General features: G+C 67.5%; 16 protein-coding genes. 4 read left to right on the top strand and 12 right to left on the bottom strand.

Annotated elements, in window-relative coordinates:
• Window positions 1-201: 201 nt before the first annotated feature.
• A complete protein-coding gene (locus ACK8CO_RS15935; protein ID WP_080616947.1) occupies window positions 202-1,134 on the top strand; it encodes an L-lactate dehydrogenase in 933 nt (310 codons plus the stop codon).
• A 6-nt stretch (window positions 1,135-1,140) separates the two neighbouring features.
• Here the strand turns inward: ACK8CO_RS15935 and murD are convergent, their stop codons facing one another.
• The 11 genes from murD to ACK8CO_RS15880 all read right to left on the bottom strand — a co-directional run bounded on the left by murD (window position 1,141) and on the right by ACK8CO_RS15880 (window position 15,811).
• A complete protein-coding gene (gene murD, locus ACK8CO_RS15930; protein ID WP_414897264.1) occupies window positions 1,141-2,544 on the bottom strand; it encodes a UDP-N-acetylmuramoyl-L-alanine--D-glutamate ligase in 1,404 nt (467 codons plus the stop codon).
• A 166-nt stretch (window positions 2,545-2,710) separates the two neighbouring features.
• Window positions 2,711-3,112, bottom strand: a complete 402-nt coding sequence (locus ACK8CO_RS15925; RefSeq protein WP_414897263.1) for a hypothetical protein — start codon at window positions 3,110-3,112, stop codon at window positions 2,711-2,713.
• A 34-nt stretch (window positions 3,113-3,146) separates the two neighbouring features.
• Complete coding sequence (gene mraY / locus ACK8CO_RS15920; protein WP_414897262.1) at window positions 3,147-4,232, bottom strand: phospho-N-acetylmuramoyl-pentapeptide-transferase; 1,086 nt, start codon at window positions 4,230-4,232, stop codon at window positions 3,147-3,149.
• Entirely contained in the window at window positions 4,232-5,680 is a 1,449-nt protein-coding gene (locus ACK8CO_RS15915) for a UDP-N-acetylmuramoyl-tripeptide--D-alanyl-D-alanine ligase (protein ID WP_414897261.1), read from the bottom strand. Before ACK8CO_RS15915 ends, mraY begins: the two co-directional genes overlap by 1 nt.
• Window positions 5,677-7,164, bottom strand: coding sequence for a UDP-N-acetylmuramoyl-L-alanyl-D-glutamate--2,6-diaminopimelate ligase (locus tag ACK8CO_RS15910; RefSeq protein WP_414897260.1), 1,488 nt, complete (start codon window positions 7,162-7,164; stop codon window positions 5,677-5,679). The genes ACK8CO_RS15915 and ACK8CO_RS15910 overlap by 4 nt, the downstream gene beginning before the upstream one ends.
• Window positions 7,165-7,178: 14 nt before the next feature.
• Window positions 7,179-8,957, bottom strand: coding sequence for a peptidoglycan D,D-transpeptidase FtsI family protein (locus tag ACK8CO_RS15905; RefSeq protein WP_414897259.1), 1,779 nt, complete (start codon window positions 8,955-8,957; stop codon window positions 7,179-7,181).
• Window positions 8,954-9,406, bottom strand: a complete 453-nt coding sequence (locus ACK8CO_RS15900; protein WP_414897258.1) for a cell division protein FtsL — start codon at window positions 9,404-9,406, stop codon at window positions 8,954-8,956. Before ACK8CO_RS15900 ends, ACK8CO_RS15905 begins: the two co-directional genes overlap by 4 nt.
• A complete protein-coding gene (rsmH, locus tag ACK8CO_RS15895; protein WP_080616954.1) occupies window positions 9,407-10,402 on the bottom strand; it encodes a 16S rRNA (cytosine(1402)-N(4))-methyltransferase RsmH in 996 nt (331 codons plus the stop codon).
• A gap of 3 nt (window positions 10,403-10,405) precedes the next feature.
• Entirely contained in the window at window positions 10,406-10,930 is a 525-nt protein-coding gene (mraZ, locus tag ACK8CO_RS15890; RefSeq protein WP_414897257.1) for a division/cell wall cluster transcriptional repressor MraZ, read from the bottom strand.
• A 640-nt stretch (window positions 10,931-11,570) separates the two neighbouring features.
• Window positions 11,571-12,677 carry an Mrp/NBP35 family ATP-binding protein gene (locus ACK8CO_RS15885; RefSeq protein WP_414897256.1) on the bottom strand — a complete coding sequence of 369 codons (1,107 nt, stop codon included), beginning with the start codon at window positions 12,675-12,677 and terminating at the stop codon, window positions 11,571-11,573.
• A 599-nt stretch (window positions 12,678-13,276) separates the two neighbouring features.
• Complete coding sequence (locus ACK8CO_RS15880) at window positions 13,277-15,811, bottom strand: ATP-dependent helicase (RefSeq protein ID WP_414897255.1); 2,535 nt, start codon at window positions 15,809-15,811, stop codon at window positions 13,277-13,279.
• A gap of 139 nt (window positions 15,812-15,950) precedes the next feature.
• Between ACK8CO_RS15880 and ACK8CO_RS15875 the strand changes: the two genes are divergently transcribed.
• On the top strand, window positions 15,951-16,277 hold the full coding sequence (locus ACK8CO_RS15875; protein WP_414897254.1) for a hypothetical protein: 327 nt from the start codon (window positions 15,951-15,953) through the stop codon (window positions 16,275-16,277).
• On the opposite strand, the gene ACK8CO_RS15870 is transcribed toward ACK8CO_RS15875, so the two are convergent.
• A complete protein-coding gene (locus ACK8CO_RS15870) occupies window positions 16,266-16,679 on the bottom strand; it encodes a hypothetical protein (RefSeq protein ID WP_414897253.1) in 414 nt (137 codons plus the stop codon). The two genes, ACK8CO_RS15875 and ACK8CO_RS15870, sit on opposite strands and share 12 nt — an antisense overlap.
• Window positions 16,680-16,838: 159 nt before the next feature.
• On the opposite strand from ACK8CO_RS15870, the gene ACK8CO_RS15865 reads away from it, so the two are divergent.
• Window positions 16,839-20,282: a pyruvate carboxylase gene (locus ACK8CO_RS15865; protein WP_414897252.1), complete on the top strand. Its 3,444-nt coding sequence runs from the start codon at window positions 16,839-16,841 to the stop codon at window positions 20,280-20,282.
• A complete protein-coding gene (locus tag ACK8CO_RS15860) occupies window positions 20,279-21,160 on the top strand; it encodes a glycosyltransferase family 25 protein (RefSeq protein ID WP_414897251.1) in 882 nt (293 codons plus the stop codon). The genes ACK8CO_RS15865 and ACK8CO_RS15860 overlap by 4 nt, the downstream gene beginning before the upstream one ends.
• Window positions 21,161-21,283: the final 123 nt, after the last annotated feature.

Below are 21,283 nucleotides of genomic sequence, written 5' to 3'. Positions count from 1 at the left end.
GAGTCGGTTCAATAGAAAATCCGGAGCGAGTCGTTTTTTTCTACACGCCACACGAAACCGTGAACCAAAGGGTCGGCACGGCCCCACGGAATCGGGTATTTTCATCACGAAGAACAAAGGGTTGTTAAGAAAGCGTTGCACCGGGCGCCCCGGCCGTCCAGAACGCGTCCAAGTTGTATCTCTGTCAGACAGGAGCGACGGATGAAGGTAGGAATCGTGGGCGCGGGCATGGTGGGCTCGGCAGCGGGCTATGCGCTGGCACTGACCGGGGCCGCCAGCCGGATCGTACTGGTCGACCGCAGCGAGGCCCTGGCACTTGCCCAGGCCCAGGACATCGCCCATGCGGCGCCCTTCACCGCGGCGGTTGCGGTCGAGGCGGGCGGCTACGAGGCGCTTGCGGGGGCCGATGTGGTGATCCTGGCGGCGGGTGTGGGCCAGAAGCCCGGCGAAAGCCGTCTTGCGCTGCTCGAACGCAATGCGGCGGTCTTCGAGGACGTGATCAGGGCGGTGCTGCGCGCAGTCCCCGACCCGATCCTCCTGGTCGCGACCAATCCGGTCGATGTGATGACGCATGTGACGGCGAAGCTCGCCGGGCTCGCCCCGGGGCGGGTCTTCGGCTCGGGCACGATCCTCGACACCGCCCGGTTCCGCAGCCTCGTCGCGCATCACCTGGGCATCGCGCCGCAATCGATCCATGGCTATGTGCTGGGCGAGCATGGCGACAGCGAGGTGCTGGGCTGGTCGGGCGCGCGGGTCGGCTCGGAACCGCTGAACTCGGTCGCGGCCCAGCTTGGCTCGGCGATCACCGCCGATGTCCGCGCCCGGATCGATGACGGCGTCAGGCGCGCGGCCTACCGGATCATCGAGGGCAAGGGCGCCACGAATTACGGCATCGGCGCGGGGCTTGCCCGGATCGTCGAGGCCATCGGCCGCGACGAGGGCGCGGTGATGTCGCTGTCGCTGGTCACCCCAGAGGTGACGGGGGTGCGCAATGTGGCGCTGTCGCTGCCGCGCGTGGTCGGCGCGCAGGGCATCCGTTCGACCCTGATGCCGACGCTCGATACCGAAGAGGTCGCGGCGCTGACGGCCAGTGCGCGGATGCTGCGCGAGACCTCGGACGCGCTGGGACTATAGATTGGCTCAGGCGCCGAGCCGCGCCTGCACCCGGGCCATGAAATCCTCGCCGCGGCGCTCGAAGCTGTCATACTGATCGAAGCTGGCCGCGGCGGGCGCCAGAAGCACCACCTCGCCCGGCTGCGCCTCGTCGGCGGCGCGGGCGACCGCGGCCTCCATCGTGGTGCAGACCTCATGCGGGATGTCCTTGAGATGCAGCGCGAAACCCGCCGCCTCGCGCCCGATCACATAGGCCTTCTCGACATGGCCGAGATGGGGCAGAAGCGGCGCCAGACCGCCCTCCTTCTCGAGCCCGCCGCAGATCCAGCGGATCTTCGGGAAGGCCGCCAGCGCCATCGCCGCACTGGCCGCATTTGTGGCCTTGCTGTCATTGACGAAGCGCACGCCGCCCGCCTCGGCCACCAGCTGGCTGCGATGGGGCAGCCCCGCGAAGGAGCCCAGGGCCTCCTCGATCTGTTTCGGTCCGATCCCCAGACAACGCGCCGCGGCATAGGAGGCACAGGCATTCTGGTGGTTATGCGCCCCCGGCAGTCCGGCGATGGCACGCAGATCGATGCTGGCCACCTGCCGTCCCTTGCGCCATTCGGTCAGGAACCCCTTGCGGGCGAAGACCATCCAGCCCGGCCCGGTCAGTTTCTGGCCCGACGAGATCCGGATCACCCGGTCGTCGGCCGCGCCCTCGGCCAGCTGGTTGGCGAGGAACATCCCCTCGGACTCGTCGACGCCGATAATCGCGCGATCCGGCCCGCCCTCGGCGAAAAGCCGGCGCTTGGCCGCGAAATAGCCGCCAAGGCCGCCATGCCGGTCAAGATGGTCGGGCGAGAGATTGGTGAAGACCGCGATATCGGGGGTCAGCGCCCGCGCCAGATCGGTCTGGTAAGAGGACAGCTCCAGCACCACCACCGCCCCCTCGCCCGGCGGATCGATATCCAGTACGCCGCGGCCGATATTGCCGGCCAGCTGGCTGGGGCGGCCGCAGCTTTCCAGCAGGTGATGGATCAGCGCCGAGGTCGTCGACTTGCCGTTCGAGCCGGTCACCGCGATCACCTTGGGGGGGGCGTCGAAACTGTCCCAGTCCGGGGTCGCGAGCGAGCGGAAGAACAGCCCGATATCGTTGTCGACCGGCACGCCCGCAGCCCAGGCGGCGGCGATCACGCGGTTCGGGCCGGGGTAGAGATGCGGGATGCCGGGGCTCACAATCAGCGCGCTCACGCCCTCGAAACCGCCCGTGCGGGTCGGATCGGCCACGGCAAAGCCCTCGGCCCCGGCCGCAGCGCGCGCCGCCTCGTTGTCGTCCCAGACCAGAACCTCGGCCCCGCCCGCGCGCAGTGCCCGCGCCGCCGACAGCCCCGACCGGCCCAGCCCCAGAACGGCCAGCTTCTGACCCTCTACACCACGCACCGGAATCATGCCCTGTCCTTTCGCTTTCAGCGGCGCGACGATGCCCCCGGCACGGGCCGGGTGCAAGACACGGCAGACGGGCCGGACCGGTCGCTGCAAGGACGGGCGGCCCGCCCCCTTGCCATCGTCGGGGACAGGCGGACGCATTTCAGGGCGCGCGCAGGGTCTCTGCGGCTCAGCCCAGCAGGTAGGACCAGCCCAGCATCACCGGCGGGACCACCGCCACGGCAAAGGAGAAGACCAGACTGGTGGCCTTGTTGCCGCCCATGCGCTGCACCGCGCCCGCAAGCGCCGGGGCCAGGATGATGCCCGCCACGAAGATCGGGATGATCTTGCCGAAGATCGGCGCGCAGTTCTGCGGCTGGGCGAAATTCGCCTCGCAATAGGGCACGATCTGATCGGAGAAGATCACCGCCAGAACCAGCAGGTAGCCAAGGCCCGCCCAGACCGCATAGGGCGGTACGCCGTTCCAGGATTTGAGCTTCACGTCGGGCGTGACCGCGTGCAGGGACGGGGTGCCGAGCCGGGCGGCTGGCGAAAGATAGCTGTAGGTGTCTTCGACCGGGTTCATCTGCATCTCTCTATCTCCTCGGCCACCCCGGCCCGACCACTCAGCGGACCTTGAGGGTTGCCAGACCGATCAGCGCAAGGATCAGGCTGATGATCCAGAATCGTATCACGATCTGGGGCTCGGCCCAGCCCTTCTTCTCGAAGTGGTGATGGATCGGGGCCATCAGGAAGACCCGCTTGCGAGTGGCCTTGAAATAGGCGACCTGGATGATCACCGACAGCGCCTCGACCACGAAAAGCCCGCCTACTATGGCCAAAACGATCTCGTGCTTGGTCGCGACGGCGATCGCGCCCAGCGCGCCGCCCAGCGCCAGAGACCCGGTATCGCCCATGAAGACGGCGGCGGGTGGGGCGTTATACCACAGGAAGCCAAGCCCCGCGCCGATCAAGCCTGCGCAGAAAATCAGGATCTCGGCGGTTCCGGGGACGTAATGGACCTCTAGATAATCGGTGAAGTCGACTCGGCCGACCGCATAGGCGATGACGCCCAGCGTGCCCGCCGCGATCATCACCGGCATGATCGCCAGCCCGTCGAGCCCGTCGGTCAGGTTGACGGCATTGGCCGAGCCCACGATCACCAGCATCGCGAAGGGGATGAAGAACATCCCCAGATGGAGCAGCGTGTCCTTGAAGACCGGCAGCGCCAGATTGTGGCTCAGATCATCGGGATGCGCCCAGGACGCCCAGTATCCGGCAATCGCCGCGATCAGCAGGCCCAGCCCGAAGCGGACGAAACCGGGCACGCCCTTGGTGTTGTTCTTCGAGACCTTGGCATAGTCGTCGGCAAAGCCGATGGCGCCGAAGGACAGGGTCACGAACAGCAGCATCCAGATATAGGGGTTGTCGAGCCGGCCCCAGAGCAGGGTCGAGACGATCAGCCCGCCCAGGATCAGCACCCCGCCCATGGTGGGGGTGCCCGCCTTCGAGACGATATGGCCCTCGGGGCCGTCCGCGCGGATCGGCTGGCCGTTCCTCTGCCGCTTGCGCAAGAGGTTGATCAGCGGCCGTCCGAACAGGAAGCCGAAGACGAGCGCGGTGAAGAACGCGCATCCTGCCCGGAAGGTGATGTAGCGGAACAGGTTGAAGACGCCACCGCCATCGGACAGGTCGGCAAGCCAGTAGAGCATTACGAAAGATCCTCGTCGGAGCCGGAGCCGCCTTGCCCCAGCCTTTTCAGCGCGTCGACCACGACCGACACGCGGCTGCCTTTCGATCCCTTGACCAGCACCACATCGCCGGCATCGACCAGCGAATGGACCTTGGCGGCCAGGGGATCGGCTTCGTCGAACCACTGCCCTCTCTGCGAGAGCGGCAGCGCAAAATAAAGGGCGCGCATCCGCGGCCCGACGCAATGCACCAGATCGACGCGCGCCATAGCCGCCAGATCGGCCAGGCCCGCATGCATCGCCTGTTCCTCGGGGCCAAGCTCCAGCATGTCGCCCAGGATCGCGATCCGCCGCCCGCGCGCCACCCGCCCGAGCCCGTCGGTCGGCCGGGCCGCGGCCAGAACCTCGAGAGCGGCGGCCATCGAGGCGGGGTTGGCGTTGAAGGCGTCGTCGATGACCTCGACCGACAGGCTCTCCTCGACCGGATCGAGCGGGATCCTCAGCCGCGCGCCGCGCCCGCCGGGCGGGCGCCACTGGCCCAGATCGCAGGCCGCGACCACAAGATCGATCCCCAGCGCCTCGGTCACCGCCAGCACGCCCAGCGCATTGGTCGCGAAATGGCGCCCGGCGGCGTGGATCTTGAACAGAAGCTCATGCCCGCGCGCCTCGGCCTGCACCACGGTCGACTCGGCATGCAGGTCGGCCCGCATCAGGCGGAACTCGCAGCCCTCGGCGGCGCCGAAACGGGTCTCGGCCGCGGCATGGGCGGCGGCGCCCGCCGCCAGCACAGGGCTGGTGTCCAGATCGCCCGGATAAACCGCGATGCCGCCCGGCTCCAACCCCTCGAAGATCGCGGCCTTCTCGGCGGCGATGCCCGCAAGCCCGTCGAAGGCCTCCAGATGCGCGGGCGCGATGGTGGTGATCAGCGCCACATGCGGCCGCGCCAGCCGCGCCAGCGGCGCGATTTCGCCGGGATGGTTCATGCCGATCTCGAGCACGGCGAACTGGGCATCGCGCGGCATCCGCGCCAGCGTCAGCGGCACGCCCCAATGGTTGTTGAAACTGGCCTCGGCGGCATGGACCCGCCCCTGTCCGGCCAGAACCGCGCGCAGCATCTCCTTGGTCGAGGTCTTGCCGACAGATCCCGTGACCGCGACCACCCGGGCCCTGCTGCGCGCCCGCCCGGCCTGCCCCAGCGCGCCCAGCGCCGCCAGCACGTCGTCCACGATCAGCAGCGGTGCGCCTTCGTCGACCCCCTCGGGCAGCCGCGAGACCAGCGCAGCCCCCGCCCCCCGCGCCAGCGCATCGGCGACGAAATCATGCCCGTCGCGCTGGTCCTTCAGCGCCACGAACAGATCGCCCGGCTTGAGGCTGCGGGTGTCGATGCTGACGCCGGTGACCGACCAGTCCCGGGTGACGCGCCCGCCGGTCGCCCGGGCCGCCTCGGCCGCCGTCCAGAGCGCGCTCATGCCAGCCGCCCGTCAAGCGCCGCGACCGCGACGCTGGCCTGTTCGGCATCGTCGAAGGGATAAACCGCGTCGCCGACGATCTGGCCGGTCTCGTGGCCCTTCCCTGCGATCAGGAGCGCGTCGCCCGGCTCGAGCGTATCGACCCCGCGCAGGATCGCCTCGGCACGGTCGCCGACCTCGATCGCCTCGGCGCAGCCTTGCAGGATCTCCGCCCGGATCGTCGCCGGCTCTTCGGATCTGGGGTTGTCATCCGTCACGATCACGACATCGGCCTGTTTGCAGGCCACCTGCCCCATCAGCGGCCGCTTGCCCCGGTCGCGATCCCCGCCCGCGCCGAAGACGACCACGATCCGGCCCATCACATGAGGCCTGAGCGAGGCAATGGCCGCCGCCAGCGCGCCCGGCTTGTGCGAATAATCGACGAAGACGGTAGCGCCATTGGCGCGGGTCGCAGCCAGCTCCATCCGGCCGCGCACGGTGGCAAGCTCGGGCAGGGCCGCGAAGACCTGCCGCGGCGCCTCGCCCGCGGCGATGGCCAGCCCGGCGGCGGCCAGCACGTTCTCGGCCTGGAAGCCCCCGATCAGATCGAGCCGGACCTGCTGCGCCACGCCCTCCCAGGCAAAGCGCAGATCCTGGCCGGTGGCGTCATAGCGCTGCGCCAGAATGCGCAGATCCGCCTCTTCGGCGCGGCCGACTGTCAGGATGGTCTGGCCGCGCGCCCGGGCATGCCCCAGCATCTGCGCGCCGCGCGCATCGTCGATATTGATCACTGCGGTCCCGTCCTCGGGCAGCACCCGGTCGAAGAGCCCCGCCTTGGCCGCGAAATACTCATCGAAGCCTGCGTGGTAATCGAGATGGTCCTGGCTGAAATTGGTGAAGGCCGCAGCCTTCAACGCGACCCCGTCCAGCCGACGCTGTTCAAGCCCGTGGCTGGAGGCTTCCATCGCGGCATGGGTGACGCCCACGCCTGCCATCTCGGCCAGCAGCCGGTGCAGCATGATCGGCTCGGGCGTGGTATGCGAGAGCGGCGCCTGATAGGCCCCCTGCACTCCCATCGTGCCGAGATTGCAGGAGGCACGTCCGAGCCCGGCCCAGATCTGCCGGGTGAAGCTTGCAACCGAGGTCTTGCCCGCGGTGCCGGTGACCGCGACCATGGTCGCGGGCTGGGCGCCGTAGAACAGCGCCGCCGCGCAGGCCAGCGCCTGACGCGGATCCTCGGCCACCACCAGCGCGGCATCGCTGCCCGCCAGCGCCTCGGCGGCGATCCGCGCACCGGCGCGGTCGGTCAGCACGGCGGCCGCCCCCATCCGCAGCGCGAAGGGCACGAATTCGGCTCCATGCGCCCGCGTGCCCGGCATCGCCGCAAAGAGATGGCCCGGTTTCGTGTCGCGGCTGTCGACCGACAGCCCCGTGATATGCACGTTTCGCCCGCCCTGGGCGGTGAGCCCCAGATCGCCGAGCGTCGTTTCGGTCCGGATTGTCATGATCTCCGCGCCCCTCAGTTCGCGGTCAGTGTTACGCCGAAGCCCGGCGCCTGTTCAATCTCGGGCCGGAGCCCCAGAAGCGGCGCGGCGCGCCGGATGATTTCGGCGGCGACCGGCACCGCGGTCCAGCCCGCGGTGCGGCGCGGTTTGGGACCGGTGGTGTCCTGCGGCTCGTCGAGGGTGACGATCAGCACATATTGCGGCGCCTCGGCCGGGAACATGCTGGCAAAGGTCGCGATCACCTTCTTGTCGTAATAGCCGCCGGTGGGCTTGGGCTTGTCGGCAGTACCGGTCTTGCCCCCCACCCGATAGCCCGGCACCTCGCCGAAGGAGGCCGTGCCATGCACCACCACCTCGCGCAGCATCTTGCGGATCTGGCGCGAGGTTTCCTCGGAAATCACCCGCTCGCCCGGCTTGTCGCCGCCCGCCAGAAGCGTCGGCCGGACCAGAAGACCGCCATTTGCGATGGTCGAATAGGCCGCCGCCAGATTGAGCGGGCTGGTCGACACCCCGTGCCCGTAGGAAATCGTCATCGTCGACAGCTCGCTCCAGTTCGCGGGCAAGAGCGGCCTGGTCCCGGCCGCCTCGACCAGTTCGACCGGCGAGGGGTCCAGCAGCCCGAGACGGGTGAGGAACGCCCGCTGACGCTCGCCGCCGATCCGCTGTGCGATCCGGGCGGTGCCGATATTCGAGCTTTTCACCAGCACCGTGGTCACCGACAGGCTCGAACCGTAATTGTGGAAGTCGTTGATCCGGAACCGCCCCCAGACCAGCGGCCCCTTGGTGTCGATCATGGTATTCGGGTTGACGATGCCCTCGTCCAGCGCCTGCGACACGGTCAGGGGCTTGAAGGTCGAGCCAAGCTCGTAGACCCCCTGCACCGCGCGGTTGAAAAGCGGGCTGTCGGAGGGATCGCCCTTGACCAGCTGGCGCGGACGCTCGTTCGGATCGAAATCGGGCAGCGAGACCATCGACAGGATCTCGCCGCTATGCACATCCATCAGGATCGCGGCCGCACCCTTGGCGCTCATAAGCTTCATGCCGCCCGCCAGAACCCGCTCGACCGCAGCCTGCACCGTCAGGTCGATCGACAGCCGGAGCGGCTGGCCGCCATTGGCCGGATCGCGCAGATATTCGTCGAAATAGCGCTCGACCCCGGCCACGCCGATCACCTCGGCCGACTGCACGCCCTCGCGGCCGAAGCCGGCGCCTCCGAGGATATGCGCAGCCAGCGCCCCGTTGGGATAGAGCCGCATCTCGCGCGGACCGAAGGACAGGCCCGGATCGCCGATGTCATGCACGAGCTGCATCTGCTCGGGGCTGAGCTTCTTCTTGATCCAGACGAATTTGCGGTTGCCGGTGAAATCCTTCACCATCCGCGCCTCGTCGAGATCGGGGAAGATCGCGGCCAGTTCGCGCGCCACCGCCTTCGGATCGATCATCAGCGGCGGCTGGGCATAAAGCGAATGGGTGGCGAGATTGGTGGCAAGGATATTGCCGTTGCGATCGACGATATCGGCGCGCTGGGCCACGATCGAGGCGCCCGGGGCGGTGGCGCGCGGCTCGGAGGGAACCGATCCCGCCAGAATCCCCATCCGCACGCCGACCACCGCGAAGGCCGCGCAGAACACCACCCCCAGCACCAGCAGGCGCCCCTCGGCCCGGACTCGGGCCTGGTCGCGCATCTTCTCGTGGCGCAGGCGCTTGTTCTCGCGCTCGATGGCATCGGGATTCTCGCCCCTGGCGCGGGCTTCCAGAATGCGCGCCAGCGGGCGCAGCGGTGTCCGGATCATCGCCCCTCCTCCGCATCCCCGGCATTGAGCGCCTCGGGCACGGCCGAGGCCGCGGCGGCCTCCTCGACGGGCAGGGTTGGTGCGGCAGTCTGGGCCGGGCGGTCGGCCTCGGCCATGATCTCCTGGAACAGCTCGTCGGGCAGCACGATATCGGGCAAAACCATCTCAGGATAGGAGACCTGATCGATCTGGCCGAACTGCTCGGGCGCGAGCGGCCCGAGCCCGAGCCGGTCGTAATTCAGCGCCGCCAGCTCGCGCAGCCGCTCGGGCCGGTTCAGATAGGCCCATTCGGCATTCTGCATGGCCAGTTGCTCGCGCAGCGACCCGATGGCACGGTTCAGACGCTCGACATTGTCGAGCGCCGCCTGGGTCCGGTAATTCTCGCGATAGGCCCAGAAGGCCAGCGCCATCACCGCCATCGCCGTCAGAACATAGACGAGGCTGCGCATCTACTCCTCCATGATCTTCGGCAGACCGAGCTGGCTGCGATCGGCCGCCCCCGCCGGCCTGTCGGTACGGATCGCCACCCTCAGCTTGGCCGAGCGCGCGCGCGGATTGGCCTCGAGCTCGACCGGATCGGGCGCCACCGCGCGGCGGGTGACAAGATCGAAACGCGCGGGCTCGGGCCTGGTCTCGGGCGCATAGCGGCTGCCGCCCGCGCCCTGCCCCGAGCGCGCCTGCAGATACCGCTTGACGATGCGGTCTTCAAGGGAATGGAAGGTGACGACGGCCAGCTTTCCGCCGGGTTTCAGCGCCCGCTCGGCGGCTTCCAGCCCACGGACCAGCTCGCCAAGCTCATCGTTCACCGCGATCCGGATCGCCTGGAAGCTCCGGGTCGCCGGATGTGTCTGGCCCGGCCGGTGGGGCGGCAGGCAGCGCGCCACCACCTCGGCCAGTTGCGCCGTGGTCACGATAGGCGCAACCGCCCGGGCCTTGACGATGGCCCGGGCGATCCGGCGCGAGGCGCGTTCCTCGCCATAGTGAAACAGGATGTCGGCCAGGGCGGTCTCGGAGGCGGTGGCGACCAGATCGGCGGCCGACAGGCCCCCGGCGCCCATACGCATGTCGAGCGGACCGTCCTTGGCAAAGGAAAACCCGCGCTCGGCCTGATCGAGCTGCATCGAGGAAACGCCGAGATCCAGCACCACCCCGTCGAGCGGGGCATCGGCATGGAGGTCGAGCTCGGAAAAGACCCCCTCGACCAGCCGCAGCCGCTCACCCCAGTCCGCAGCCCAGGAGGCGGCCAGATCGGCGACGCTGGGGTCGCGGTCGACCCCGATCACCCGGTCGGCCCCGGCTTCCAGCAGCCCGCGACTGTAGCCGCCCGCGCCGAAGGTGCCGTCGAGCCACAGCCCCGAGACCGGCGCCACCGCCCCAAGCAGGGGGCGCAGCAGGACCGGGATATGCGGCGGGTCGGCAGGGGCGGAACGGTCCGCAGCAGCCATGGCCTAGCCGTCCCCGGCGTGACCGACGCCCGCCACGGCCCCGTCGAGGAAGCTCAGCGGATCGACATCGTCGGGAAGTTCGTCGAGCCAGGCCTCGGTCTTGGCCAGCTCCTCGGTCTCGTAGGTCTCGGGTTTCCAGATCTGGAAGGTATCGCCCGAGGCGATGAAAAAGGCCTCGCCCTCGAGCCCGATCTTGTCGCGCAGCTTCTGCGGCAGGGTCAGCCGGCCGTCATTGTCGACCTCGGTCGGATGCGACTGGCCGTGGAACATCCGTTCCAGCATCCGCCGCTGCATCGAGCCGCGCGGCAGCGCCGCGATCTTCTCATCGACCTCGTCGATGGCCTCGATGGTATAGCATTCCAGATATTTGCGGCGGTGATCGCCATAGACGATGACCAGTTGCGGGCGGAGCCCCTCGGTCCAGTCCGGGTCGCAAGCCTCGAGCACACGGCGAAACAGGGCCGGGATCGAGACCCTGCCCTTGGCATCCACCTTGTGCTGGCTTTCGCCTCTGAACCTGCGCGCCACCTGCCCGACGCTCCTTTACCCTCACCGTCTTCGCCAATGACCGGTTCTGAGACCGCTCCGACGAAAACGGCGGACTGAGCTGCTGCCACTGCCCAATCCGCCGCCCTCGTCCCGTTCCGGGTTGCCCGGCTGCGCGCACCACCTGGGGGATGTTTGCTCGCTCGCGCGCCGGATCTCGTATGGGGGCTGTGGCGGGTGCCTGTATGAAACCGTTTTGGTTTTTCCGGGGTCTCTTTATGCGCCCCTTGATCCGTATCGTCCGCCATCGCCCTTGTAGGATCCTTATGACATGGGAATTCATGGAGATCAACTGAATTTGGCGGGAATGTGTTGAAGAGATCACGCCGTCGAGGCGGGAATCCACCCGGAAATCGATACCGGATTGGGATGCAGGCACCTCAATTTGTGCTCAAATTTTATAAAAACCCCACATATCGTAGATATCAGACATAATGCACTCTTTGAGTGCATCTGATAAAAAATTTCTCGGAAAGGATGATCTCGCCGAATGCGCGTGAACAGGTGCCGCCGGAACCGGCAAGAAAAAGGCCCCGAATCACCGATCCGGAGCCTCCGACCCAAATTTGACCATGAATTCCCGTGAGCGCGGGGCCAGGACCACCCCTGCCCGTTCCGCGGCTCAGGCCATGCCGCCGCCGATCAGCCGGACAGCGATCTGCGCATAGGCCTCGGCGATGGCCCCCTCGCCCAGCGCCACCGGACGCCCGGCATCGCCCGCCTCGCGTACCTCGAGCGCCAGTGGCAGCGCGCCGAGGAAGGGCACCCCCAGCTTCTGCGCCTCGGCCTCGACCCCGCCATGGCCGAAGATATGCGCCTCATGCCCGCAATTGGGGCAGATATAGGTGGACATGTTCTCGATCAGCCCGAGCACCGGGGTCTGGAGCTTGGCGAACATGTCGAGCGCCTTGCGCGCATCCAGCAGCGCCACATCCTGAGGTGTCGAGACCACCAGGGCCCCGGTCAGTTTCGTCCGCTGGCACAGCGTCAACTGGATGTCGCCCGTGCCCGGCGGCAGATCGACCACCAGCACGTCGAGCCGCCCCCAGTTGACCTGGCCCAACAATTGCTGAAGCGCGCCCATCAGCATCGGACCGCGCCAGACCACCGCCTCGTCTTCCTTCAGCAGCAGGCCGATCGACATCATCGTCACGCCATGCGCCGAGACCGGCTCGATGATCTTGCCGTCGGGCGAGGCGGGGCGACGGGTGGCGCCCATCATCCTGGGCAGAGACGGACCGTAGATATCGGCATCGAGCAGCCCGACCCGGCGCCCCTGACGGGCCAGCGCCACCGCGAGATTGCTGGCCACCGTCGACTTGCCGACGCCGCCCTTGCCCGAGGCCACAGCCAGGATGCGGTCGACCCCCGACGGATTGCGTGGCCCGTCATCGGGGGTGGGGTGGCGGCCGATCCGGGGGCCCGGCTGCGCCCCCGCCTGCGGCCCCGGTTGCGGCGCCGATTTCTGCGCCGCCCCCGCCCCGCCATGCGCCGTCAGCACGATCGAGGCCCGCGCAACGCCCGCAATCGCCTCGACCGCGGCCTGGGCAGCCGCCCGCGCCGGCTCCATCGCCCGGGCCGCCTCGGCGGTCTCGGCCTCGATCACGAAGCGCACCGTATCACCCTCAACAGAGAGCGCGCGGACCAGATCGCGCGAGACCAGATCGCCGCCGCCCGGCACTGCGATTCGGGACAGTTCGGCTAAAATCACATCATTGGAAAGAGGCATCAGAGACTCCGTTTCGCGCGAGACCTGTCCTCTTACTTGGCCGTATGCCCCAAAAGGGCAAGAGTCGTTTCTTCCCCGCCCATTCCCGCGCCATCCGGGCAGAACCCGCCCAAAACTATGTCAGAATGACTTATGCAGTTTCCGCATGGCAGCAATTCGGCCGCGAGCCATTGTGCAACTGCAGCAAAAGGGTATTTATAGGACCAACGGCGCGGACGGGACGCAACGGCATCGACCGGCAACCCACCGCCCAGAGAAAGGAAACCCCTCCTCCTCCCTGGGTTTCCTCATCTCGCGGCGGCACCTACCTCCTCCCAGGTGCCGCCGCACTTTTCATACGGGGCTTCGGCCCCACCGGATACGGCAGTATGTCTCCTCCTCCCTGACACTGCCGTTGTGCAGAACGGCGGCGCCCCCTCCTCCCTGGCGTCGCCGTTTCTCTTTTCCCGAACAGCCCCGAAGACAGATCCGCAGGCAGACGCCAGCCGGGCGGCGCCTTGCAGCCGCATGGCGCAATGCCACGACCGACGCAAAGCGCCTGTCGTCAGATTCCGGAAGGGGCTTTATCGGGGAAAGGCCGCGCCTGAACGGCCCGGCCTCTAGAAGGGAACATCGCCGGCACTGGCGGCCGCCACCACGAACCGGGCCACGACCTTCTTGGCCCCGGCCTTGTCGAAGGCGATGTCGAGCTTGTCGCCCTCGATCCCGGTCACCGTGCCATAGCCGAATTTCTGGTGGAACACACGCGCACCGAGCTCGAAGGCCGGCAACGCCTCGGCATCGATCATGATGCCACGGGCGCCGTACGACGGCGTGGAGCCCGACCGGCCGGCGGTGCGGCTTTGCAGCCGCTGCCAGCCCGGCGAATTATAGACATCGGCGCGCGAGGCCCGCGCCTCGATATCCGAGACCGCCACCTGCGGCGCCGCCGCGCCATAGCCCCCGCCATACAGTCCGGGAGGCGTCAGCACCTCGACATGGGCGGCGGGAAGCTCGTCGATGAAGCGCGAGGGCAGTTGCGACTGCCATTTCCCGTAGACCCGGCGATTGGCGGCGAAGGACACGGTGCAAAGCTCTTCGGCCCGGGTCAGCCCGACATAGCCGAGCCGCCGTTCCTCCTCGAGCCCCTTCAGCCCGGTCTCGTCCATTGCGCGCTGGCTTGGGAAAAGCCCGTCCTCCCAGCCCGGCAGGAACACGACCGGAAATTCCAGCCCCTTGGCGGCATGCAGCGTCATCACCGAGATCTTGGCCCCGGCCGCCTCGCTGTCATTGTCCATGATCAGCGCGACATGTTCGAGAAAGCCCTGAAGATTGTCGAATTCCTCCAGCGCCTTGACCAGTTCCTTGAGGTTCTCCAGCCGCCCCGGCGCCTCGGGCGTCTTGTCGGCCTGCCACATCGCCGTGTAGCCCGACTCGTCAAGAATATCTTCGGCCAGAAAAACTTGATTTCCTTGCAAGATCTCCGCCCTCCGTTCCAAGAGCGCAATCTGCGACTTCCGCCGCCGTTCGAAGACTTCCCTCTCTTCGTCCGGAAGATCACTGAAGTCGAGACTGGCAAGATCCGAGATCTCGTCCCGCACTGGCTTCAAAGCATCTTCAGAGCCTTTATTGGCGACCAGAAAGTGCCAATCTTCCAGTCGCGCGATCAGCCTGCACAGCTCGGTCCCGCCCTTGCCGCCCAGCCCGCCGCTCTCCAGCAGCATCCGCGCGCCCTCGACCAGCGGCACACCCTCGGCCCGCGCCGCGGCCTGGATCTTCTGCTGCGCCTTGTCGCCAAGCCCCCGCTTGGGGGTATTCACGATCCGCTCGAAGGCCAGATCGTCGGCAGGGCTGACGGCGAGGCGGAAATAGGCCATCGCATCGCGGATCTCCATCCGCTCGTAGAAACGCGGCCCGCCGATCACCCGGTACGGCAGACCGATGGTCAGGAAACGATCCTCGAAGGCGCGCATCTGGTGGCTGGCGCGCACGAGAATCGCCATGTCATCCAGCGAGAAGGGCCGCATCCCGCGGCTGCCGCCCTGCAGCGTCTCGGCCTCCTCGCCGATCCAGCGGGCCTCTTCCTCGCCGTCCCAGTGGCCGATCAGCCGGACCTTCTCGCCCGCCTCGGCCTCGGTCCAGAGCGTCTTGCCAAGCCGCCCCTTGTTGGCCGCGATCAGCCCCGAGGCGGCGGCGAGGATATGCGGGGTCGAGCGGTAATTCTGTTCCAGCCGGATCACCGCGGCGCCGGGAAAATCCTTCTCGAAGCGCAGGATGTTGCCGACCTCGGCGCCGCGCCAGCCATAGATCGACTGATCGTCGTCGCCGACGCAGCAGATGTTCCTGTGCCCGCCCGCCAGAAGCCGCAGCCACAGATACTGCGCCACGTTGGTGTCCTGGTATTCGTCGACCATGATATAGCGGAACCAGCGCCGGTACTGCTCCAGAAGGTCGGGATGGGCCTGGAATATGGTCACCACATGCAGCAGCAGATCGCCGAAATCGGCCGCGTTCAGGGTCTTCAGACGGTCCTGATAGGCGGCATAGAGCCTGACGCCCCGGCCATCGAAGCCCGAGCTTTCCGAGGCCGGCACGGTCTCGGGCGTCCAGGCGCGGTTCTTCCAGTGGTCGATCAGCCCGGCCAGCTGCCGCGCGGGCCAGCGTTTCTCGTCGATATTCGCGGCCGCGATCACCTGTTTCAGCAGCCGGATCTGGTCGTCGGTATCGAGGATGGTGAAATTCGACTTGAGCCCCACCAGCTCGGCATGGCGGCGCAGCAGCCGGACGCAGATCGCGTGGAAGGTGCCGAGCCAGGGCATGCCCTCGACGGTCTCGCCCATCAGCCGCCCGACCCGCTCCTTCATCTCGCGCGCGGCCTTGTTGGTGAAGGTCACCGCCAGGATCTCGTTCGGCCGGGCCGCGCCGGTGCAGAGCAGATGCGCGATCCGCGCGGTCAGCGCCCGGGTCTTGCCGGTGCCCGCGCCCGCCAGCATCAGGACCGGGCCGTCCAGAGTCTCGACCGCCTGGCGCTGCGCCGGGTTCAGCCCGTCGAGATAGGGCGCCGCGCGCGCGGCCATGCCGCGAACGGAGGCACGAACGGAAAGGGGCGCCTCAGCGGCGGTTTCGAAAGCGTCGGAGTCGTCGATCGGGCACATGGCGACCAATCTAGCGCGGCCCGGCGATGAGTTAAAGAAGTGTTCCCATTCCGTTCCCGTTTTCGGGCATTTTTTGCCGCCGTCGTTGCAATTTCGCGCATAAGGCGAATAGTCGGAACAAACAGGGGTAAAAAAGCGAATGAGTCGATACCGCATCCTTCTGTCAGGCTTGGCACTGGCCGCTCTGGCAGCCTGCGGCACGCCGGAACGGCCGGAAAACGGCGTTCCGAAGGTCATCACCCCCGAAATGCTGCCACAGCCGCCCGAGGCTTCGGCCCCCGCCTGCACCGCCGAGATGGCCGCCCGCTTCCATCAGCCCGAAGCGGGCATCTTCCGGATCGGCAGCGGCCGCACCGCCGCCGGGTTCTGGATCGACATGGAGATGGCCGGACGCGACGGCACCTGGCGCTGTCAGACCACCCGCGACGGCCGCGTCCTCACCGTCACCCCGCTGTCAATGTCCTGAAGTGGCGCCGTCGCGAAGGACCGGCAGGTCCGAGCCCTTGCGCCCAGGCCGCTCTCGCTGCCAGCGCAGCAGGAAACCGGCATCGAGCGCCAGGTAGCTGACCCCCGCCATCCCTGCCACCGTGCGAACCTGGAATTCGGCCGGTTCCTCGCGGCCATCGGTGTCGATCATCACGATCATCGGCAGCTTGCCGGTCAGATGCGCCGCGAACAGCGACTGATGCCGCGAATCGTAGGCGGAGCGGCGCCCGTCGAGCCCGACCTCGATCACATGGGTCGGGGTCTCGCAATCGACCCGGACATGGCGCGCCTCGCCCGCGACGACATAGCCGTGGCGGGTCTCGGTCTCGCCCCCGAGGACGAGCGCACAGAGGATCGCGGTAAGTTCGACTTCGCTGGGCATGCGGAACCGATACCCTGCCCGCCCCGGAGGTCAAGCGACCGGTCCCATCATGGTCTACAGCCCCGTTCACACTTGCTTCGCCGCAACGCAGCTTTATACCGACAGAAATCAGCCGCGATCCGATGTCACGGCCCGAAACGACCCCAGGGAGGCCCCAACTTGACCGACTTCAACAAGGTTCTCGTCGCCAACCGAGGCGAGATCGCCATCCGCGTGATGCGCGCCGCCAACGAGCTGGGCAAGCGCACCGTCGCGGTCTATGCCGAAGAAGACAAGCTGGGATTGCACCGGTTCAAGGCCGACGAGGCCTACAAGATCGGCGAGGGGCTGGGCCCGGTCCAGGCCTATCTCTCGATCGAGGAAATCATCCGCGTCGCCAAGATGTCGGGCGCCGACGCGATCCATCCGGGCTACGGGCTTCTGTCGGAAAACCCCGCCTTCGTCGAGGCCTGCGCCGCCGAGGGCATCGCCTTCATCGGTCCGAAGGCCGAGACCATGCGCGCGCTCGGCGACAAGGCCAGCGCCCGCAAGGTCGCGATCGCGGCCGGCGTACCGGTCATTCCCGCGACCGAGGTGCTGGGCGACGACATGGAGGCCATCGCCAGCCAGGCCGAGGAGATCGGCTATCCGCTGATGCTCAAGGCCTCCTGGGGCGGCGGCGGGCGCGGCATGCGACCGATCCACGGCCCCGAGGAACTGGCCGAGAAGGTCCGTGAGGGCCGGCGCGAGGCCGAGGCCGCCTTCGGCAATGGCGAGGGCTATCTTGAAAAGATGATCACCCGCGCCCGCCATGTCGAGGTGCAGATCCTCGGCGACAAGCATGGCACGATCTACCATCTGTGGGAGCGCGACTGCTCGGTCCAGCGCCGCAACCAGAAGGTCGTCGAGCGCGCCCCCGCCCCCTATCTGTCGGCCGCCCAGCGCGAGCATCTGTGCAATCTCGGCAAGAAGATCGCCGAGGCGGTGAATTACGAATGCGCCGGTACCGTCGAGTTCCTGATGGACATGGAGACGGGCAATTTCTACTTCATCGAGGTCAATCCCCGCGTCCAGGTCGAGCATACCGTCACCGAAGAGGTGACCGGCATCGACATCGTCCGCGCCCAGATCCTGATCGCCGAAGGGAAAAGCCTGGTCGAGGCGACCGGCGTGGCCAGCCAGTATGATGTCGATCTGAGCGGCCATGCCCTGCAATGCCGGATCACGACCGAAGACCCGCTGAACAACTTCATCCCCGACTATGGCCGCATCACCGCCTATCGCGGCGCGACCGGCATGGGCATCCGGCTGGATGGCGGCACCGCCTATTCGGGCGCGGTCATCACCCGCTATTACGACTCGCTGCTGGAGAAGGTCACCGCCTGGGCACCGACGCCCGAGGCCGCCATCGCCCGGATGGACCGGGCGCTGCGCGAATTCCGCATCCGGGGTGTCTCGACCAACATCGCCTTCGTCGAGAACCTGCTGAAGCACCCGACCTTCCTGAACAACGAATATTCGACCCGCTTCATCGACGAGACGCCCGAGCTGTTCAGCTTCGAGAAACGGCGCGACCGGGCGACCCGCATCCTGACCTATATCGCCGACATCACCGTCAACGGGCATCCCGAGACGACGGGCCGGGCCAAGCCCCCGGCCGAGGCGCGCGACCCGCGCCCGCCGCTTGCCCGGCGCGAAAGCTACGCGCCCGGCACGCGCCAGATCCTGGAACAGTCGGGCCCCGAGGGGCTGGCCGAATGGATGGCGGCGCAGAAACAGCTGCTGCTGACCGACACCACGATGCGCGACGGCCACCAGTCGCTGCTGGCCACCCGGATGCGCTCGATCGACATGATCCGCGTGGCGCCCGCCTATGCCCATAACCTGCCGCAGCTCTTCAGCGTCGAATGCTGGGGCGGCGCGACCTTCGACGTGGCCTACCGGTTTTTGCAGGAATGCCCATGGCAGCGGCTGCGCGACCTGCGCGCGGCGATGCCGAACGTGATGACGCAGATGCTGCTGAGGGGCGCCAATGGCGTCGGCTACACAATCTATCCCGACAATGTCGTGCAGGGCTTCGTCAAGCAGGCCGCCGAGACCGGGGTCGACGTCTTCCGCGTCTTCGACAGCCTGAACTGGGTCGAGAACATGCGCGTCGCGATGGATGCGGTGCTCGAGACCGGCAAGCTCTGCGAAGGCACGATCTGCTATACCGGCGACATCCTCGACCCGGCCCGGGCCAAATACGACCTGCAATATTACGTCGCCATGGGCCGTGAGCTGAAGGCCGCGGGCGCCCATATCCTGGGGCTCAAGGACATGGCCGGGCTCCTGAAACCCGCCTCGGCGACGGTGCTGATCAAGGCGCTGAAGGACGAGGTCGGGCTGCCGATCCATTTCCACACCCATGACACCTCGGGCATCTCGGCCGCCACGATCCTTGCCGCGGCCGAGGCCGGCGTCGATGCGGTCGATGCCGCCATGGACGCCTTCTCGGGCGGCACCTCGCAGCCCTGCCTCGGCTCGATCGTCGAGGCGCTGCGCAACACCCCCCGCGAGACCGGCATCGACATGGGCGCGGTGCGCGAGATCTCGGCCTATTGGGAGGCCGTGCGCCAGCAATATGCGGCCTTCGAATCGGGCCTGTCCGCGCCCGCCTCCGAGGTCTACCTGCACGAGATGCCCGGCGGGCAGTTCACCAATCTCAAGGCCCAGGCCCGCAGCCTCGGGCTTGAGGAGCGCTGGCACGAGGTCGCCGAGACCTATGCCGAGGTGAACCAGATGTTCGGCGACATCGTGAAGGTGACGCCCTCCTCGAAGGTGGTGGGCGACATGGCGCTGATGATGGTCAGCCAGGGCCTGACCCGTGCCGAGGTCGAGGACCCGTCGCATGACGTGGCCTTCCCCGATTCCGTGATCGACATGATGCGCGGCAATCTCGGCCAGCCCCCGGGCGGCTTCCCCGACGCGATCCGCCGGAAGGTGCTCAAGGGCGAGGAACCCTTCACCGACCGGCCCGGCAAGCATGTGCCCGCGGCCGATATCGGCATGATCCGCGCCGAGATCGAGGCCCAGTTCGAGGATCTGACCTTCGACAACGAGGACCTGAACGGCTATCTGATGTATCCCAAGGTCTTCACCGATTATGCCACGCGGCACCTGCAATACGGGCCCGTCCGCACCCTGCCGACCCGCACCTTCTTCTACGGGATGGAGCCGGGCGAGGAGATCGAGGCCGAGATCGACCCCGGCAAGACCCTTGTGATCCGGCTGCAGGCGGTGGGCGAGACCGCCGAGGATGGCGAGGCGCGGGTCTTCTTCGAGCTGAACGGCCAGCCCAGGGTGATCCGGGTGCCGAACCGCAGGGCCAAGGCCAGCGTCGCCCGCCGTCCCAAGGCCGAGCTCGGCAACCCGGCCCATGTCGGCGCGCCGATGCCGGGGGCGGTGGCGACCGTCGCCGTGGCCGCCGGGCAGGAGGTCAAGGAGGGCGATCTGCTGCTGACCATCGAGGCGATGAAGATGGAAACCGGCCTGCACGCGGAACGCGACGGCAGGATCAAGGCCGTCCATGTCGCGCCGGGCCAGCAGATCGATGCCAAGGACCTCTTGATAGAGTTCGAATGACAAAGACCAAGAACCGGCCGCGTCTCGCCAGCTGGCGGGACGCGGAAGCCGCGCGCGACAGCCCCCAGACCGATATCATCCCTGTCGCGCTGATCTCGCTCGACGACGCGACCGCGCGCCGCGCCGATCTCAGGCAGGCGGGCTTTCCCCCGGACCTGGTCGGGGGCTATTGGCCGGCATCGGATCTGCGCAAGGCCGATGAGGCCGAGCTGGCCGGTATCGCGGATATGGACTACTTTGCCAAGTCGATCGGGCGCAGGCCCCTTCCCAGCGAAATCGGGTGCGCGCTGTCCCACAGGCGCGTCCTGGAATGGCTCGCGAATTCGGACCATCCTCTCGCCCTGATCTTCGAGGATGATGCCCGCCCCGCCGACCCGCGGGCATTTGACGTGCTGCCGGACCTCCTCAAGCCCGTTGCCGAACATGGCCGACAGGGCGCATCCTTCATCCTGCATCTCGGCGTCAAGCGGCGACGGCGCCCCAGGAACGTCAACCGCGTTCTGGCCGGATGCGGCGTCGGCTTCCGGCACCGCTGGATCGTGCGCGATGCCGGGAAGGATCACAATATCTGGCTTGCTCATGCCTATGTCATCTCGCGCGAAGCCGCGCGGCGCACCGTTGCGGCCGAGACCCCGATCAGGACAGTTGCCGATGATTTCAGGAACCGAAGCCAGGAGCATCTCCTGTTCTCCGAACCCGGCCTCTTCCTGCAGGCGCCTAGCCTAGAAAGCACGATCGACCCGACCGGAGTGATCCGCAAGGTGCATGTAAAACCCAAACGCAAGTCCTGGAAGAAGCCGGAACAGCCGAACGCGATGGGCAAGCTCAAGATCATGGATCGCCTGCGCCGCCTCAGGTCGGAGACCTTCCGGCTCTAGCCCCGCGCGACCGGCCACCTGGGGGCGCGCGGACAGCCCCTGCCTGCGCAGATCCCGCACGACCTTATCCGTACCCGGGATCTGCCCACAGGCCTTCCAAATCCCCGAAAGCAATTTTTCCGT

Origin of the sequence: Rhodovulum sp. HP10, assembly GCF_047553435.1 — a bacterium.
Classification (GTDB): domain Bacteria; phylum Pseudomonadota; class Alphaproteobacteria; order Rhodobacterales; family Rhodobacteraceae; genus Rhodovulum.
Note: the sequence above shows the minus strand (reverse complement) of the source record. Positions and strands in the feature narration are given on the sequence as shown.

What these genes read in the sequence shown, in the direction of transcription:
- rsmH (WP_080616954.1), bottom strand. Translation starts at nt 10,402, where the DNA reads ATGGCTGCTGCGGACCGTTCCGCCCCTGCCGACCCGCCGCATATCCCG.
- ACK8CO_RS15875 (WP_414897254.1), top strand. Translation starts at nt 15,951, where the DNA reads ATGAGTCGATACCGCATCCTTCTGTCAGGCTTGGCACTGGCCGCTCTG.
- ACK8CO_RS15905 (WP_414897259.1), bottom strand. Translation starts at nt 8,957, where the DNA reads ATGATCCGGACACCGCTGCGCCCGCTGGCGCGCATTCTGGAAGCCCGC.
- ACK8CO_RS15880 (WP_414897255.1), bottom strand. Translation starts at nt 15,811, where the DNA reads ATGTGCCCGATCGACGACTCCGACGCTTTCGAAACCGCCGCTGAGGCG.
- ACK8CO_RS15915 (WP_414897261.1), bottom strand. Translation starts at nt 5,680, where the DNA reads ATGAGCGCGCTCTGGACGGCGGCCGAGGCGGCCCGGGCGACCGGCGGG.
- ACK8CO_RS15885 (WP_414897256.1), bottom strand. Translation starts at nt 12,677, where the DNA reads ATGCCTCTTTCCAATGATGTGATTTTAGCCGAACTGTCCCGAATCGCA.
- mraY (WP_414897262.1), bottom strand. Translation starts at nt 4,232, where the DNA reads ATGCTCTACTGGCTTGCCGACCTGTCCGATGGCGGTGGCGTCTTCAAC.
- ACK8CO_RS15935 (WP_080616947.1), top strand. Translation starts at nt 202, where the DNA reads ATGAAGGTAGGAATCGTGGGCGCGGGCATGGTGGGCTCGGCAGCGGGC.
- ACK8CO_RS15870 (WP_414897253.1), bottom strand. Translation starts at nt 16,679, where the DNA reads ATGCCCAGCGAAGTCGAACTTACCGCGATCCTCTGTGCGCTCGTCCTC.
- ACK8CO_RS15860 (WP_414897251.1), top strand. Translation starts at nt 20,279, where the DNA reads ATGACAAAGACCAAGAACCGGCCGCGTCTCGCCAGCTGGCGGGACGCG.
- ACK8CO_RS15910 (WP_414897260.1), bottom strand. Translation starts at nt 7,164, where the DNA reads ATGACAATCCGGACCGAAACGACGCTCGGCGATCTGGGGCTCACCGCC.
- ACK8CO_RS15900 (WP_414897258.1), bottom strand. Translation starts at nt 9,406, where the DNA reads ATGCGCAGCCTCGTCTATGTTCTGACGGCGATGGCGGTGATGGCGCTG.
- ACK8CO_RS15925 (WP_414897263.1), bottom strand. Translation starts at nt 3,112, where the DNA reads ATGCAGATGAACCCGGTCGAAGACACCTACAGCTATCTTTCGCCAGCC.
- murD (WP_414897264.1), bottom strand. Translation starts at nt 2,544, where the DNA reads ATGATTCCGGTGCGTGGTGTAGAGGGTCAGAAGCTGGCCGTTCTGGGG.